Origin of the sequence: Pseudomonas sp. RIT-PI-o, from assembly GCF_001297215.1 — a bacterium.
Lineage (GTDB): Bacteria > Pseudomonadota > Gammaproteobacteria > Pseudomonadales > Pseudomonadaceae > Aquipseudomonas > Aquipseudomonas moraviensis_A.
This window is the reverse complement of the sequence record NZ_LHPA01000037.1, coordinates 62,807-78,678: the sequence shown is the minus strand read 5'-3', so window position 1 is coordinate 78,678 and position 15,872 is coordinate 62,807. Positions and strand designations below refer to the sequence as shown.

Below are 15,872 nucleotides of genomic sequence, written 5' to 3'. Positions count from 1 at the left end.
TTAGGGTGAGGGGCTTTTGACTTCCAGCACTTAACTGCTAACGGGCAATATCGGGCTGCCCAACCGCTCCAGCAACGTCGCCTGCGCACTGCGCGGGTTCTGGTTGCCGGTGGGCGTGTTGCGAATGTAGCGGCCGTCCGACTGCAGGCTCCAGCTGTGGGTGTTGTCGGTCAGGTACAGCTCCAGCTCTTTCTTGACCCGGGTCAGCAGCTTCTTGCCTTCCACCGGGAAGCAGGTCTCGACACGCTTGTCGAGGTTGCGCTCCATCCAGTCGGCGCTGGAGAGGAACATCTGCTCGTCGCCGCCGTTGAGGAAGTAGAACACCCGCGTGTGCTCGAGGAAGCGGCCAATGATCGAGCGCACATGAATATTGTGCGAGACCCCGGCAATGCCCGGACGCAGGCAGCACATGCCGCGCACCACCAGATCGATGCGCACGCCGGACTGGCTGGCCTTGTACAGCGCGCGGATGATCTTCGGATCGGTCAGCGAGTTGAACTTGGCGATGATGTGCGCCGGTTTGCCTTCGAGGGCGAACTGGGTTTCGCGGGCAATCATGTCGAGCATGCCCTTCTTCAGGGTAAACGGCGCGTGCAGCAGCTTTTTCATGCGCAGGGTCTTGCCCATGCCGATCAACTGGCTGAACAGCTTGCCGACGTCTTCGCACAAGGCGTCGTCGGAGGTCAGCAGGCTGTAGTCGGTATAGAGCTTGGCGTTACCGGCGTGATAGTTACCGGTGCCGAGGTGCGCGTAGCGGACGATCTCGCCAGCCTCGCGGCGCAGGATCAGCATCATCTTGGCGTGAGTCTTGAAGCCGACCACACCGTAGATCACCACTGCACCGGCCGCTTGCAGACGGCTGGCCAGTTGCAGGTTGGACTCTTCGTCGAAGCGCGCGCGCAGCTCGATCACCGCAGTGACTTCCTTGCCGTTACGCGCGGCGTCGACCAGCGCATCGACGATCTCGGAGTTGGCCCCGGAGCGATACAGCGTTTGCCGTACGGCGAGCACGTGCGGGTCTTTCGCCGCCTGACGCAACAGGTCGACCACCGGGGTGAACGACTCGAACGGGTGCAGCAGGAGGATGTCCTGCTTGCTGACCACACTGAAAATGTTTTCGCTGTTCTGCAGCAGTTTCGGGATCTGCGGGGTGAACGGCGTGTATTGCAGCTCCGGATGGCTGTCCAGACCGGTGATGCTGAACAGCCGCGTCAGGTTGACCGGGCCGTTGACCTGATACAGCTCGGTCTCGCTCAGGTTGAACTGCTTGAGCAGGTAGTCCGAGAGGTGTTTCGGGCAGGTGTCGGCGACTTCCAGACGCACCGCGTCACCGTAGCGCCGCGAGAACAGCTCGCCACGCAGGGCGCGGGCCAGGTCTTCGACATCTTCGGAGTCGAGGGCCAGGTCGGCGTTTCGGGTCAGGCGGAACTGGTAGCAGCCCTTGACCTTCATGCCCTGGAACAGGTCATCGGCGTGAGCGTGGATCATCGACGACAGGAACACATAGTTGTCGCCGGCGCCGCCGACTTCTTCCGGCACCTTGATGATCCGTGGCAGCAGACGCGGCGCCGGAATGATCGCCAGACCGGAGTCGCGCCCGAAGGCGTCGATGCCTTCGAGCTCGACGATGAAGTTCAGGCTCTTGTTCACCAGCAGCGGGAACGGGTGCGTCGGGTCGAGGCCGATCGGGGTGATGATCGGGGCGATTTCGTCGCGGAAATAACGACGTACCCAGGTCTTGAGCTTGGTGGTCCAGTTGCGCCGACGGATGAAGCGCACCTGATGCTTTTCCAGCTCGGGCAGGAGGATGTCGTTGAGGATCGCGTACTGACGGTCGACGTGACCGTGGACCAGCTCGCTGATCCGCGCCAGCGCCTGATGCGGCTGCAAGCCGTCAGCGCCGGCCTGTTCACGGGCGAAGGTGATCTGCTTTTTCAGCCCGGCAACGCGGATTTCAAAGAATTCGTCGAGGTTGCTGGAGAAGATCAGCAGGAACTTCAGCCGCTCCAGCAACGGGTAGGACTCGTCCAGCGCCTGTTCCAGCACGCGGATATTGAACTGCAATTGCGAAAGCTCGCGGTGGATGTACAGGCTGCTGTCATCCAGGCCGGGAATGGCGATCGCCGGCACCGCCGCGGCAGTTTCGGCAACCGGCGCGGGTGGCGCAGGTTCCATTTCCGGCGGGGTTTCGGTGATCTGCTCGACCACCGGCTGAGCTTCTTTTACGGCAACTTCAGTGAGTCCTTCGGTATTCATGGAATGTTCCTGGGAGGGCTATTTCTGCTCTCGTAACAATTGAGCGGCACGAACGGCAAAGTAAGTCAGGATGCCATCTGCACCGGCACGTTTAAAGGCGGTCAGTGACTCGAGGATCACCGCTTCGCTCAACCAGCCATTCTGGATAGCGGCCATGTGCATGGCGTATTCGCCACTGACCTGATAGACGAAAGTCGGCACCTTGAAGGCATCTTTGACCCGAAAAAGAATGTCCAGGTAGGGCATGCCCGGTTTGACCATGACCATGTCCGCGCCTTCGGACAAGTCCGCACCGACTTCGTGCAGCGCTTCGTCGCTGTTGGCCGGATCCATCTGGTAAGAGGCCTTGTTGGCCTTGCCGAGATTCGACGCCGACCCCACCGCATCGCGGAACGGGCCGTAGTAGGCGCTGGCGTATTTGGCCGAGTAGGCCATGATGCGCACGTTGACGTGACCGGCTATTTCCAGCGCTTCACGAATGGCCTGGATGCGGCCGTCCATCATGTCCGATGGCGCGACGACCTGAGCGCCGGCCTCAGCGTGGGACAGCGCCTGACGTACCAGCGCATCGACGGTGATGTCGTTCTGCACGTAGCCGTCTTCGTCGAGAATGCCGTCCTGACCATGGGTGGTGAACGGGTCCAGCGCCACGTCGGTGATCACCCCCAGTTCAGGGAAGCGCTCGCGCAGAGCGCGAGTGGCACGCTGAGCGATACCTTCGCGATTCCACGCTTCGGCGGCATCCAGGGATTTCAGTTCGGGCGGAGTGACCGGGAACAGCGCCAGCGCTGGAATCCCCAGCTCGACCCACTTCGCCGCTTCTTCCAGCAGCAGATCAATCGTCAGCCGCTCGACGCCCGGCATCGAGGCTACGGCTTCGCGGCGATTCTCACCGTCGAGCACAAATACCGGCAGGATCAGGTCATCGACCGTCAGCACGTTTTCACGCACCAGCCGCCGGGAAAAATCATCACGACGATTGCGACGCAGGCGGGTGGCGGGAAACAGACGATTGGCGGGGGTAAAGCTCACGGCAGACTCCTGAGCCCGGGCAAACGGGCGAGCGTGACAGTTATAGACGGCCATTATGACCAACAGATGACAGTTGTGTGAGACCTGTGACGGGTAGCCGCTTTCCATTCTCGGTGTAGGAATTGTTCACGTCGAGACACATTTGGACACTTTCATGAATGTGCCCGAAGGGTTAGGCTGCGCGTTCATTTCGCCAGCACCCAGACAATGCTCCAACAATTTCTGCACGACTTTGGCTACTTTGCCTTGTTTCTCGGCACGTTCTTCGAAGGCGAAACCATCCTGGTGCTCGCAGGCTTCCTCGCGTTCCGTGGATACATGGACATCAACCTGGTGGTGGTCGTGGCGTTCTTTGGCAGTTACGCCGGCGATCAGCTGTGGTACTTCCTGGGGCGCAAGCACGGGCGCAAGTTGCTCGCGCGCAAACCGCGCTGGCAGATGATGGGCGACCGCGCGCTGGAGCACATCCGCAGGCATCCGGACATCTGGGTCCTGAGCTTCCGTTTCGTCTACGGCCTGCGCACGGTGATGCCGGTGGCGATCGGTCTGTCCGGCTATCCGCCGGGACGCTACTTGCTGCTCAATGGTATCGGCGCGGCGATCTGGGCCAGTGCACTGGCTGCTGCGGCTTACCACTTCGGCGCAGTACTGGAAGGCATGCTCGGCAGCATCAAGAAGTATGAGCTGTGGGTGCTCGGTGCGTTGCTGATCCTCGGCCTGGGTCTATGGCTGCGGCGCCGCTTCAAGAATGCGCAACTGGCGAAGAAGATCTATGAGGATGAGCAGATCGCCAAAGCCGCCGCGACCGAGCAGTTGCGTCAGGCCGAAGCGACCCATCCCGCCGAGCCTAAAACGCCAGCCGAATAAGCCTCGCGCTGGCGGCTGACGCGCGCAGCCAAGGCAAATAATGAACACCCCGCCGCCGTTGCGATCCATTGAGAGAGCGCTCTGCCCCCGCGTGCGTCGCCCATGCCCCTATGGCAACGCGTGACGATTTAAGGGACATTGAGCGCCATGAATCTGGAGAGAAGCCCATGAGCAAAAAAGTTGCAGTGATCCTGTCCGGCAGTGGCGTGTACGACGGCGCCGAAATCCAGGAAAGTGTCATCACCCTGTTGCGCCTCGACCAGCGCGGCGCGCAGGTACAGTGCTTCGCGCCGAACATTGCGCAACTGCATGTGATCAATCACCTGACCGGCGAAGAAATGCCGGAATCGCGCAACGTGCTGGTGGAGTCGGCGCGGATTGCCCGCGGCAACGTCAAGGATATCCGCGACGCCGATGTCGAGGACTTCGATGCGCTGCTCGTGCCCGGCGGTTTCGGTGCGGCGAAAAACCTGTCGAACTTCGCCATCGAAGGCGCCGGTTGCACCGTGCAACCTGAGGTGCTCGCCCTGGCCGAGGCGTTTGCCGAAGCGGGCAAACCGGTCGGGCTGATCTGCATCTCCCCGGCGCTGGCAGCAAAAATCTACGGCCCCGGGGTGACCTGCACCATCGGCAACGACGCCGACACCGCTGCGGCAATGAACAAAATGGGCGCCACCCACGAAGAGTGCGCCGTCACCGACATCGTCGAAGACAAGGCGCGCAAACTGGTGACCACCCCGGCGTACATGCTGGCGCAGACCATCAGCGAAGCGGCTTCGGGCATCAACAAACTGGTCGACCGTGTGCTCGAACTGACCCACGAAAACGACGCCTGAAATCAAAAGATCGCAGCCTTCGGCAGCTCCTACAGGTTTCGTGTCGCGCCGTGATATTGCGGCATACACCGCCCCTGTAGGAGCTGCCGCAGGCTGCGATCTTTTCAGGGCTTGCGGATGAGCCGGGTCAGAATCCGGTCCAAAGCATTGGCAAACGCCTGCTTCTCGCGCTCGCCAAATGGCGCCGGGCCGCCGCTCATCTGACCCTGTTCGCGCAAATCGGTAAACAGATTCCGCACCGCCAGACGCTCGCCCATGTTCTGCGCATCGAACTCCTTGCCGCGCGGATCCAGCGCCGCCACGCCCTTCTTCACCAGCCGATCGGCCAATGGAATATCGCTGCAGATCACCAGCTCACCCGGCACCGCGTGCTCGACCAGATAATCATCCGCCGCGTCCGGCCCGCTCGGCACTACGATCAGTTTGACGATGGCCAAACCCGGTTTGATCTGCGGCTGCCCGGCCACCAGGACCACTTCGAACTGGCGCTTGAGGGCGAACTTCACCACCAGATCCTTCGCCGCCCGCGGACAGGCGTCGGCATCGATCCATACACGCATGTTCTTGCCTCCAAAAAAATTCGCGAGCAGGCTCGCTCCCACAGGATACAGACCGAACCTGAGGGAGCGAGCCTGCTCGCGAATATGAGCGCAGCGAATGCTTTCAGGCAGCCGCAACCCGGCGCTTCTCCGCCACCCAACTACGCCCATACAACAGCACAATCGCCACAATCGCTATCGCCTGCGCAATGAGCGAATAGGCATCGGCGTGGATCCCCAGCCAGTCGAATTCAAAGAACGCCACCGGCCGCGTGCCGAAGATCCCGGCTTCCTGCAAGGCCTTCACGCCGTGCCCGGCGAAGACCACCGACAACGCGCACAGCAGCGCGGCATTGATGCTGAAGAACAAGGTCAGCGGCAGCTTCGCCGAGCCACGCAGAATCACCCAGGCCAGACCGACCAACAAAACCAGAGCCGTCGCGCCGCCGGCCAGCACGGCGTTGTGCCCGGCAGGCCCGGCCTGCAACCACAGGGTTTCGTAGAACAGGATCACCTCGAACAGCTCGCGGTACACCGAGAAAAACGCGAGGATCGCGAAGCCGAAACGTCCACCGCCGCCGACCAGGCTGCTCTTGATGTAATCCTGCCAGGCCGCGGCATGACGCCGGTCATGCATCCACACCCCAAGCCACAGCACCATGACGCTGGCAAACAGCGCAGTGGCGCCTTCCAGCAGTTCACGCTGCGAACCGCTGACATCGATCACATAAGCCGCCAGTGCCCAGGTGCCCAGGCCCGCCAGCAATGCCAGCCCCCAACCCACGTTGACGCTGCGCACCGCTGACTGCTGGCCGGTATTGCGCAGGAAAGCGAGGATCGCCGCCAGCACCAGAATCGCTTCCAGGCCTTCACGCAGCAGGATCAGCAGGCCGGAGATGTAGCTCAGCGACCAGCTCAAGCCATCGCTGCCCAACAGGCCGGCGGACTCCTTGAGCTTGGCCTTGGCCGCGTCCAGACGCTGCTCGGCCTGCTCGACGGGCAGGCCGTCCTGCAGCGACTGCCGATACGCCATCAAGGATTTTTCGGTGTCCTTGCGCACGTTGGCATCGACGTTATCCAGCGAGCTTTCCACCAGTTCGAAGCCTTCCAGATACGCCGCTACCGACAGGTCATAGGCCTGATCGTGCTCACCGGCGCGATAGGCCGCGAGGCTCTTGTCCAGCGTGGCGGCGGTGTAATCGAGCAACTGCCCCGGGCCGCGTTTGACCTGCGGTGGTTGCGCGCGCTGGGCACGGAATGTCGCTGCGATCTCTGCGCCCTCGGCATTCTTCACTTCGGCCGGGGTCTGGCGGGCCAGATCGGCGATGTTGTAGACCTTGGCGGACTTGGCCGCTGCCGCATCGGCACTGAAGCCGGCGATATAAGTAGCCAGATCCCAACGCTGGCGATCATCGAGCTGATCGGCGAACGCCGGCATGTCGGTGCCTTCGACGCCTTGGCCAAGGGTGCTGTAGATCGCGTACAGGCTCAGGTGATCCATGCGCGCGGCGTCGCGCAGATTGGCTGGCGCTGGGGTCAGGCCGACGCCGGCCGGGCCGTCGCCAGCGCCTGTATCCCCGTGGCATACCGAGCAGTTCTGCGCGTACAGCGGCGCACCGCGCGTCGGGTCCGGGGTAATGATCGGCGCTTGGCTGACTTCATACGCCACGGCCAGTTTCGCCCCCAACTGTCGGGCCTGACGCGCAACATCGGCGCCATCCTGCTTCGCACTGATCGCGGAGTGCAAAGACTTCACGCCCTGCTCCAGAGCGACTTTTTCGGGTTTGGCTGGCAATGCGGTAATCAAGCCTTGCAGAACCTGGGTGAACTCCAGCTGTTCACGGTATTCACCATCGTCGATGACCTTGCCTGCCGCGACCGTCGGCGGGTAGTCGGCACTGATGTAATCGAGCAGGTGCAACGCTTGCGGCGCGCCTTCCACGGTATCGGCCAGCAGCGGCAGGCTGCTCAGGGACAATAACGGGAACAGCAGCCAGGCCAGCAATCGGGACGAGGCAGTCATGAACGAATCTCAAATGGAAATGCGAAGTTACATATTGTTCACTTCGCAGACGTTTCTCTCAAGCTTTGTCGGTGCTTACAGGGAATGATTCATATCGTTGAAGCGATGTGCCACCATCGGCTCCAATAACGTAAATGCTCCCGCTTTGTTCAAGGAAGACCCCACTCAATGCGCCCTTGCCTTCTGCTTCCCCTGCTGCTGACCGCTATTGCGCAACTGGCGGGTTGCGCGGCTTATCGCAATTACGATCTGGAGCTGGAACAGACCACCGAGCAATTGAAGCAAGGCAATGTCGCCGGCTCACTGGCTTTGCTTGAAACACATAACCCGGACGAGCAAAAAGATCTGCTCTATTACTTCGAGAAAGGCGCGGTGTTGAGTGCGGGCGGCGAACTGCCCCAGAGTCAGGTGGCATGGCGCAGTGCCGAGCAAATGGTGGTCGAGCGCCAGGACACCATTGAAACCACCGGCGACAAACTCTTGGCTGCCATGGGTAATCACTGGGGCAGCATCATCAATGACAAGTTGCGCCGCTACGACGGCTATGACTATGAAAAAGTCATGCTGACCACGCAGATGGCCCTCAACCAGCTGGCCGTGAATGATTTCGACGGCGCCCGCGCCGACATCAAGAAGACCCATGAACGCGAAGCGCTGATCGCCCGGCAGCGCGAGCTTGAATATGAGCGCGTCGAAGAGGTAGCGAAAAAGCAGGGCGTGCGCGTGCACTACAAGGACCTGCAGGGCTATCCGGTAGTCATGCTGGACGCGCCGGCGGTGATCGCCTTGAAGAACGGTTACCAGAGCGCGTTCAGTCACTACCTCGCGGGCTTTACCTATGAAGCGCTCGGGGAAAAGAATCTCGCCGCGCCGGGCTATCGCCAGGCCATCGAATTACGCCCGGACCTGCCGTTCTTCCAGCAGGCATTGCGTGACCTCGACAGTCCCGGCCTCAAGGGTGACGAAAGTGACGTGCTGATCATCGTGCAAAGCGGCCTCGCTCCTGCACGCAGTTCGCTGCGTGTGCCGTACCCGGTGAAGCTGGCAGACGGTCAGGTCATTGTCGCCAACATCTCGTTCCCGGTGATGGTGCCCGACACTTCAACGCCGTCGTTCAATCAGATCGGCATCGATGGACGGCAGAAGAAACTGATACCGGTCAACAGCATCACCGACATGTCCTTGCGTACGCTGCGCGATGACATGCCCGGCATCATCCAGCGCACCACCTACCGAGCCTTTCTGGCAGCCGATGTGCAAGCCACCGACAACCGACGCGACCCGAGCAAAGCATCGTACGTGACCCATTGGGATGGTTTCGAACAGGCCGATACGCGTACCTGGCGCACACTGCCCAACCTGACTCAGGTGCTGCGCCTGCGCCTGAAGAAAGGCGAACACGCGATCACCCTGCCCCACGTCAACAACGCCGCGCCGCTGAAGATCCGGATTGATCAGAACCGCCAGGTCATCACCCTGCGCGCCCTCGGCGATCGGGTTTTCGCCAATGGCAGCGCGTTCGGACCCGGTAAAACAGCGGCCGAACGCGTCGTGAGCAACTTGCCGAAGTGATGGCACGACCGTTCGTTAAGCCATCAAAAAGACATTACATAGCCACCACCCAACGCTTATAATGCCGCGCCCTCGCCCAGCGAGCCGGCACCAAAGCTCCTCTCCCGTGAGGAATTGGCAGGAGGCCAGTGCCGCCGTCGATAGGTCACACCAGCCCGACCAGCACCCGCGGCTGCAAGTTTTCGTCACTCAGGGAAGAAGTACCCATGGCATTCCGCGCTCCCATGCTGCTCGCGCTCAGCGCCGTCACGCTGTTGTCCGGCTGTGCAGCGTTTCGCAACTACGATTCCGAACTGGCCCAGACCAACCAGCAACTGGCTTCCGGCAACGTCGACGCTGCTCTGACCCTGCTGGAAAAGAACAACACCGGCACCGATAAAGACCTGCTCTATTACTTCGAGAAAGGCGAACTGCTGCGCGCCAAGGGCGACCTGTCGGGCAGCCAGAACGCCTGGGGCAGCGCCGATCAGGTGGTCGGTCAGTGGGAAGACGCGGTCAAGCTCGACTCGGCCAAGTACCTGGCGCAGTTCGGCAGCTTCATCGTTAACGACAAGGTGCGCCGCTACGAAGGCTATGACTATGAAAAAGTCATGCTGACCACGCAGATGGCCCTGAACCTGTTGGCGGTCAACGATTTCGATGGCGCCCGCACTGCGATCAAAAAGACCCACGAACGCGAAGCGGTGATCGCCGACCTGCGCGACAAGGAATACCTCAAGAGCGAAGAACAGGCCGAGAAGGAAGGCATCAAGACCCAGTACAAGGATCTGCAGGGTTATCCGGTGGCCAGTCTCGACGCACCGGAAGTGGTCGGCCTGAAAAACAGCTACCAGAGTGCGTTCAGCCATTACCTCGCCGGCTTCGTCTACGAAGCTCTGGGCGAGAAGGATCTGGCTGCGCCGGGTTATCGCAAAGCCGCCGAACTGCGCCCGAACACACCGCTGCTCGAGCAGGCGCTGGTCAATCTCGACAAGCCTTCGAAGTCTGACGACAGCGACATTCTGATCGTGGTCCAGAGCGGTCTGGCCCCGGCGCGCGACTCGATTCGCGTTCCGCTGCCGCTGCCGATTTCCAACAACGTGGTGATCACCCCATTATCGTTCCCGATCATCAAACCGGACACCTCCACCGCGCCGTTTGCGCAGATCGGCGTCGACGGCAAGCAGGTCGACCTGACCGCGCTGAACAGCACCACCGCCATGTCCCGCCGCGCCCTGCGCGATGACATGCCGGGGATCATCGTCCGCACCACCGTACGCGCAATCACCAAAGGCGTGGCGCAGAAGCAGATCAACGAAACCAACCCGCTGGCCGGCCTCGCCGTAGGCATTTCTTCAGCAGTGCTCGAAGGTGCCGATACCCGTACATGGCGCACCCTGCCGGACAACACCCAAGTGGTGCGTCTGCGCCTGAAAAAGGGGGAGCATCAGGTTACCCTGCCGAGCGCCGTCGGCGGCTCGGTGGTCAGGGTCACCGTCGATCAGCGCTATCAAGTGGTCAGCCTGCGTGCCGTGGGCAACCAGGTATTCGCTGGCGGCATCGCCGCACACGTTATGCCGAGCGCTGGCGCGACCAACGTCGCCAGCCTCAAACAACCTTAAGAACGGAGTCTTTGCAATGCGCTTGAAGATCATCGCCGTCGCCGCCCTCGCCTTGCTGGCAGGCTGCGCCACCCCGCCACCGCCAGAGCCGGGCAGCGCCGCGAGCAAAGTCGTGGCCATGGGCCCGCAGAAACACATCGTCGTCGGCGCCATGCGCGTCGCCCGCGAAAACGGCTTCATGACCGTCAACGTGCAGCTGAGCAACACCCTCAACAGCAACAAGATCTTCTACTACCGCTTCGCCTGGCTTGGCGCCGAAGGTTTTCCGGTTGCCGAAGAAGAAGTCTGGAAAAGCCAGATGATGTACGGCGCCCAGACCAGCTTCATTCAGGCCATCGCCCCGACCCCGAAAGCCGTGGATTTCCGTTTGGAAATCAAGACGCCTTAAGCCCGCCACCCTATTTCTGATTGAGAGAGCTTTCTCATGTTTGCACGCTTTTCCTGCATCGCCGTCATCGCCCTGCTCGCCTCCGGTTGCGCCAACACCTCGCCGACTCTGGGCAGCAAGAACATCAGCTACGGCGACACCAAAGCGGTTGAAACCGTGACCAACGAATTCGGTTCGACCGACCTGCAAATGATCGCCGAGTCGATGACCCGCTCGCTGGCCCAGTCCGGCATCCTGCAGGGCCGTCCGGTGGTTCAGGTCTACGACGTGAAGAACAAGACCAGCGAGTACATCGACACTCGCGAAATCACCACCAGCATCAAAACGCAGTTGATGAAGACCGGTGTCGCGCGCTTCGCCAGCGACAACAATGCGATGCAGAGCCAGGTTGATCAGCTCAAGCTGCAGAACCAGAGCGGTCTGTACAAGAAAAGCACCGTGGCCAAGACCGGCAACATGATCGCTGCCAAGTACCGCATCGAAGGTTCGATCAGCTCGATCGTCAAGCGCAGCAGCGATTACAAGGACGTCTTCTACAAATTCAGCCTGCAGTTGATCGACGTCGAAAGCGGTCTGGCCGAGTGGATGGACGAAAAAGAGATCCGCAAAACCACGGAGCGTTAATCGATGCGCACATGGATTGGCATGATGGCCCTGGCTTGCGCGTTCAGCGTGCAGGCGGCCCCGAAAGTGGCGGTGACGGATCTGGCGTATCAGGAGCGCGTGGAGCAATACATCCACATCGTTTCGGCGCAGAGCAATCACCGCGAGAGTTACTACAGCGCCAGCGGATCTTCGAGCTACAACGAGATCGAAGCGACCACCAGCTACATCGAACAGGGCGAGTTGCGCAAATTCACCGGCGACATCAAGGGTGAAATCCTCCGTACCGGCATGTTCCAGCTGGTGCAGGGCACGCCGTACACCGCGTCCTCCAAGGGCGATGTGTATGACGTGATCAAGCGCATCAAGGCCGGCAACTTCAAAGGCGCCGACTACGTGCTGTTCGGCACCGTGTCCGACATCGATTTCACCCAGGACATCAACGAGCTGGCGCACACCGACAGCTATTCGGCGGTGCTGGGCCTGACGCTGGTGGCGGATTTCAGCCTGATCAACACCAAGACCTACGAAATCACCTCGGCCTTCACGGCGAGGGGTGAAGCGCAGGACACCAAACTGGTGAACCATCGCGACATCAAGATCTCGCTGAACCGCCCTCGAGTGGTGCGTGAGGTGTCCAAAGCTTTGGGCGAGGACGTGGCCGGGCAATTGAGCATGCAGCTCGGTGGCGGTGACGCTTATGAGCAGCCGCGTGAAGCGTCGCAGCGCAATAATCTGCCGCGTGATACGGCGCCGGTGATCCTGCGCTGACTGACCGAGAGAAACAAAAAAGGCGACCCGCAAAGGTCGCCTTTTTTCTGCCCGGGCGGTTTACGCCGCCGCTTTGCGCAACGTCGCCATGAACGCCGCCGCGCCAATGAACAATCCGGCAAAGGTGCGGTTCATGCGCTTCTGCTGCTTGGGCGTGCGCAACAGGCGCAGCACCTTCGACGCCAGCCCGGTGTAGCCGGCCATGACGATCAGATCGACGAACACCATGGTCACGCCGATCACCACATATTGAATCAGCAGCGGCGCGTGAGGGTTGATGAACTGCGGCAACACCGCGAGCATGAAGATCAATGCCTTGGGGTTGCTGATGTTCACCAGAAAGCCACGGAATACCAAGGCCAGCGGCTTGCCGATCGGCCGCACCGCGGCGTCATCGTTCATGTCCATGGGCAGCGCCCGCCACTGCTTGATCGCCAGATAAACCAGATAGGCAACGCCGAACCATTTGATCGCGTGGAACGCCGTGGCCGAAGCGGTGAGCACAGCGCCAACACCCGCGCCGACAATCGCGATCTGCATCGCCAGACCGATCTGCAGGCCCAGCGCGTTCCAATAGCCGCGCCAGAACCCGTATTGCAGGCCGCTGGACATCGACGCAATGGCGCCCGCGCCCGGGGACAGACTGATCACCCAGCAGGCGGCAAAGAATGCCAGCCATGTTTGAAGCTCCATCGCATACCTCGGCTGATGCTTGTGACAAATGCCTAAGCTAATGCGGCTTCGTGAGGATGACTACCGATTTCTTGCTGAATGTTGCAGGTGTTGCTGATGACCCCTTCGCGAGCAGGCTCGCTCCCACAGGAGAACGCATTTCGAATGTGGGAGCGAGCCTGCTCGCGAAGGCGTCCGAACCGACGACGCGAAAGCTACTTCTCGAAGCCACTCTACGGAAACACATCGGTCCCGCGCCAACGCCGCACCGAACGCTGGAAGAACAGGCTGTTGGGCACCTGCACCATGGCGCTGCCGGTGCCCAACTCTTCGGCTTCGACCAGCGTGGTGTAGAGCAGATTGATCGCGATCACCCGACCTTTGACGCCAGGCTTGTCGGTGGTGTCCACCAGCTCGACTACGTCGCCGAGGCGGAACGGCCCGACGGTGAAGATGAGAATCGCGCACAGCAGGTTCGACAGCACGCTCCACATGGCGAAGAACGCCACCGCCGCCACCGCGACAAAACCCGATAGCGCCGTCCACAACACCGTGGCGGAGACGCCAAGGCGCTCGAGCACGAAGAGCAGCGCGCTGCCCATGATCAGCCAGCGCAACACGCCGCGCAGTGGCATCAGCAATTGCGGCGGGAACGGATAGCGCTCACCCAGGCGAGTCAGGCCTTTGGCAACGAAACGCTGGGTCAGGTAACCGGCCAGCAGAATCAGCAGAATCTGCGCGGTGAACCAGATCGGCTCGACCCATACCGCCGAGAACGGCAGTTTGAAGGCTTCCATCAGGACAACGCCTCCAGCTCCGCCTGCATGCTTTCCAGGGTTTCCAGCGCTTCCATCCAGGCCTCTTCCAGCTCGGCTTCACGAACCTTCAGTTTCGCCTGCTCGGCCAGCAGGTCGCGCAATTCGTTCTTGCGCGCCGGCTCGTAGATGTCGCTGTCACCGAGGCTGGCATCAACCTTGGCGAGTTTTTCGTGAAGCTTGCCCAGTTCAGCTTCAAGCTTGTCGGCCTCGCGCTTGTGCGGCGCCAGTTGCTGACGCAACGCTGCCGCTGCCTGACGCTGAGCTTTCTTGTCAGTCTTGTCCGGATTGACCGGCGTGTTGCTGACCGGCGCATTGCGCTGGCGGTATTCCACCAGCCAGCGCGCGTAGTCTTCGAGGTCGCCATCGAACTCTTCGACCTTGCCGTCGGCGACCAGATAGAAGTTATCGGTGGTGCTCTTGAGCAAGTGCCGATCGTGAGACACCACCAGCACCGCACCGCTGAATTCCTGCAGGGCCATGGTCAGCGCCAGGCGCATTTCCAGGTCGAGGTGGTTGGTCGGTTCGTCGAGCAGCAGCAGGTTCGGCCGTTCCCAGGCGATCAACGCCAGGGCCAGACGCGCCTTCTCGCCACCGGAGAAATTCAGCACCGGCTCATCGATGCGCGCCCCCCGGAAGTCGAAGCCGCCGAGGAAGTCACGCAAAGTCTGCTCGCGCTCACCCGGCGCCAAACGCTGCAAGTGCAGCAACGGGCTGGCCTTGGAATCCAGCGAGTCGAGCTGATGCTGGGCGAAATAGCCGACCACGGTGTTCTCGCCACGGGTCAGGCGCCCGGCCAGCGGTTCGAGCTCGCCGGCGAGGTTCTTGATCAGCGTCGATTTGCCCGCGCCGTTCGGCCCGAGGAGACCGATCCGCGCACCTGGGGTGAGTTGCAGCTTGACCTTCTCGAGGATGGTCTTGTCGCCATAACCCAGGCGTGCGTCGGACAGATCGATGAGCGGGCTGGAGATCTTCGTCGACTCGCGGAAGACGAAGTCGAACGGCGAATCGACGTGGGCCGCCGACAATTCTTCCATGCGCTCCAGCGCCTTGATCCGGCTCTGCGCCTGACGGGCCTTGGTCGCTTGCGCCTTGAAGCGAGCGATGTAGCTTTCCATGTGCGCACGCTGCGCCTGCTGCTTCTCGTAGGCCTGTTGCTGCTGGGCCAGACGCTCGGCACGGGCGCGTTCGAACGCGGTGTAGCCGCCACGGTAGAGGGTCAGTTTGCGCTGATCGACATGCGCAACGTGATCGACCACCTCATCGAGGAAATCGCGGTCGTGGGAAATCAGCAGCAAGGTGCCCGGATAACTCTTCAGCCACTCTTCCAGCCAGATGATCGCATCGAGGTCCAAGTGGTTGGTCGGTTCGTCGAGCAGCAGCAGATCCGACGGGCACATCAGTGCCTGCGCCAGATTCAGACGCATCCGCCAGCCACCGGAGAAATCGCCTACCTGGCGGTCCATCTGCTCGTTGGTGAAGCCAAGACCAGCGAGCAGCTTGCGCGCCCGCGCATCGGCGGTGTAACCGTCGGCACTGTCGAGTTCGGCATGCAGGCGCGCCAGCGCGGTGCCGTCGTGCGCCTCCTCGGCGGCGGCAAGCTCGCGCTGCACCTCGCGCAGACGCAGGTCGCCATCGAGCACATAATCGACCGCAAGGCGCTCGAGGGTGTCGACCTCCTGACGCATGTGCGCGATGCGCCAGTCGGCCGGCAGCAGGCAGTCGCCCGAATCCGGGTGCAACTCGCCGCGCAGCAAGGCGAACAGGCTGGATTTGCCGGCACCGTTGGCGCCGATGAGGCCGGCTTTGTGGCCGGCGTGCAGGGTCAGCTCGGCGTCTTCTAGCAGACGTTGCGGGCCACGCTGTAAAGTCAGGTTCTGAAGTCGGATCATAATGG

Annotated in this window: 14 protein-coding genes; 7 read left to right on the top strand and 7 right to left on the bottom strand. The window is 61.5% G+C overall.

The genetic code is table 11. The annotated features are described in order from the left end of the window. Positions 1-30: 30 nt before the first annotated feature. Together ppk1 and hemB are read right to left on the bottom strand one after the other, a co-directional pair. Positions 31-2,256 (bottom strand): polyphosphate kinase 1, encoded by a 2,226-nt coding sequence (gene ppk1 / locus AEQ63_RS21530; RefSeq protein ID WP_042607091.1) that lies wholly within the window; start codon positions 2,254-2,256, stop codon positions 31-33. 18 nt (positions 2,257-2,274) lie between these two features. Beyond that, positions 2,275-3,288, bottom strand: coding sequence for a porphobilinogen synthase (gene hemB / locus AEQ63_RS21525; RefSeq protein WP_042607092.1), 1,014 nt, complete (start codon positions 3,286-3,288; stop codon positions 2,275-2,277). A 207-nt stretch (positions 3,289-3,495) separates the two neighbouring features. Between hemB and AEQ63_RS21520 the strand changes: the two genes are divergently transcribed. Next, positions 3,496-4,155, top strand: a complete 660-nt coding sequence (locus AEQ63_RS21520; protein ID WP_064364675.1) for a DedA family protein — start codon at positions 3,496-3,498, stop codon at positions 4,153-4,155. Positions 4,156-4,322: 167 nt separating this feature from the next. After that, on the top strand, positions 4,323-4,991 hold the full coding sequence (gene elbB / locus AEQ63_RS21515; protein WP_064364674.1) for an isoprenoid biosynthesis glyoxalase ElbB: 669 nt from the start codon (positions 4,323-4,325) through the stop codon (positions 4,989-4,991). 104 nt (positions 4,992-5,095) lie between these two features. Here the strand turns inward: elbB and AEQ63_RS21510 are convergent, their stop codons facing one another. Both AEQ63_RS21510 and AEQ63_RS21505 read right to left on the bottom strand, forming a co-directional pair. After that, on the bottom strand, positions 5,096-5,551 hold the full coding sequence (locus AEQ63_RS21510) for a YaiI/YqxD family protein (protein ID WP_064364673.1): 456 nt from the start codon (positions 5,549-5,551) through the stop codon (positions 5,096-5,098). A gap of 103 nt (positions 5,552-5,654) precedes the next feature. After that, positions 5,655-7,553 carry an FTR1 family protein gene (locus AEQ63_RS21505; RefSeq protein ID WP_064364672.1) on the bottom strand — a complete coding sequence of 633 codons (1,899 nt, stop codon included), beginning with the start codon at positions 7,551-7,553 and terminating at the stop codon, positions 5,655-5,657. A 168-nt stretch (positions 7,554-7,721) separates the two neighbouring features. On the opposite strand from AEQ63_RS21505, the gene AEQ63_RS21500 reads away from it, so the two are divergent. The 5 genes from AEQ63_RS21500 to AEQ63_RS21480 all read left to right on the top strand — a co-directional run bounded on the left by AEQ63_RS21500 (position 7,722) and on the right by AEQ63_RS21480 (position 12,488). Beyond that, positions 7,722-9,125: a COG3014 family protein gene (locus AEQ63_RS21500; protein WP_064364671.1), complete on the top strand. Its 1,404-nt coding sequence runs from the start codon at positions 7,722-7,724 to the stop codon at positions 9,123-9,125. 206 nt (positions 9,126-9,331) lie between these two features. After that, a complete protein-coding gene (locus AEQ63_RS21495) occupies positions 9,332-10,726 on the top strand; it encodes a COG3014 family protein (protein WP_042607098.1) in 1,395 nt (464 codons plus the stop codon). Between the two features lie 16 nt (positions 10,727-10,742). After that, on the top strand, positions 10,743-11,114 hold the full coding sequence (locus tag AEQ63_RS21490) for a YcfL family protein (RefSeq protein ID WP_016772611.1): 372 nt from the start codon (positions 10,743-10,745) through the stop codon (positions 11,112-11,114). A 36-nt stretch (positions 11,115-11,150) separates the two neighbouring features. Beyond that, the gene (gene lpoB / locus AEQ63_RS21485; protein ID WP_039757415.1) at positions 11,151-11,738 is read left to right on the top strand and encodes a penicillin-binding protein activator LpoB; all 588 of its coding nucleotides are present in this window, start codon (positions 11,151-11,153) and stop codon (positions 11,736-11,738) included. A 3-nt stretch (positions 11,739-11,741) separates the two neighbouring features. Continuing rightward, on the top strand, positions 11,742-12,488 hold the full coding sequence (locus tag AEQ63_RS21480; protein WP_064364670.1) for a penicillin-binding protein activator LpoB: 747 nt from the start codon (positions 11,742-11,744) through the stop codon (positions 12,486-12,488). Positions 12,489-12,548: 60 nt separating this feature from the next. Here the strand turns inward: AEQ63_RS21480 and AEQ63_RS21475 are convergent, their stop codons facing one another. The 3 genes from AEQ63_RS21475 to AEQ63_RS21465 form a co-directional block, all read right to left on the bottom strand. Then, positions 12,549-13,181 (bottom strand): LysE family transporter, encoded by a 633-nt coding sequence (locus tag AEQ63_RS21475; RefSeq protein WP_064364669.1) that lies wholly within the window; start codon positions 13,179-13,181, stop codon positions 12,549-12,551. Positions 13,182-13,393: 212 nt separating this feature from the next. Next, positions 13,394-13,957, bottom strand: coding sequence for a mechanosensitive ion channel family protein (locus AEQ63_RS21470; protein ID WP_064364668.1), 564 nt, complete (start codon positions 13,955-13,957; stop codon positions 13,394-13,396). Next, positions 13,957-15,867 carry an ATP-binding cassette domain-containing protein gene (locus AEQ63_RS21465; protein WP_016772606.1) on the bottom strand — a complete coding sequence of 637 codons (1,911 nt, stop codon included), beginning with the start codon at positions 15,865-15,867 and terminating at the stop codon, positions 13,957-13,959. The genes AEQ63_RS21470 and AEQ63_RS21465 overlap by 1 nt, the downstream gene beginning before the upstream one ends. Positions 15,868-15,872: the final 5 nt, after the last annotated feature.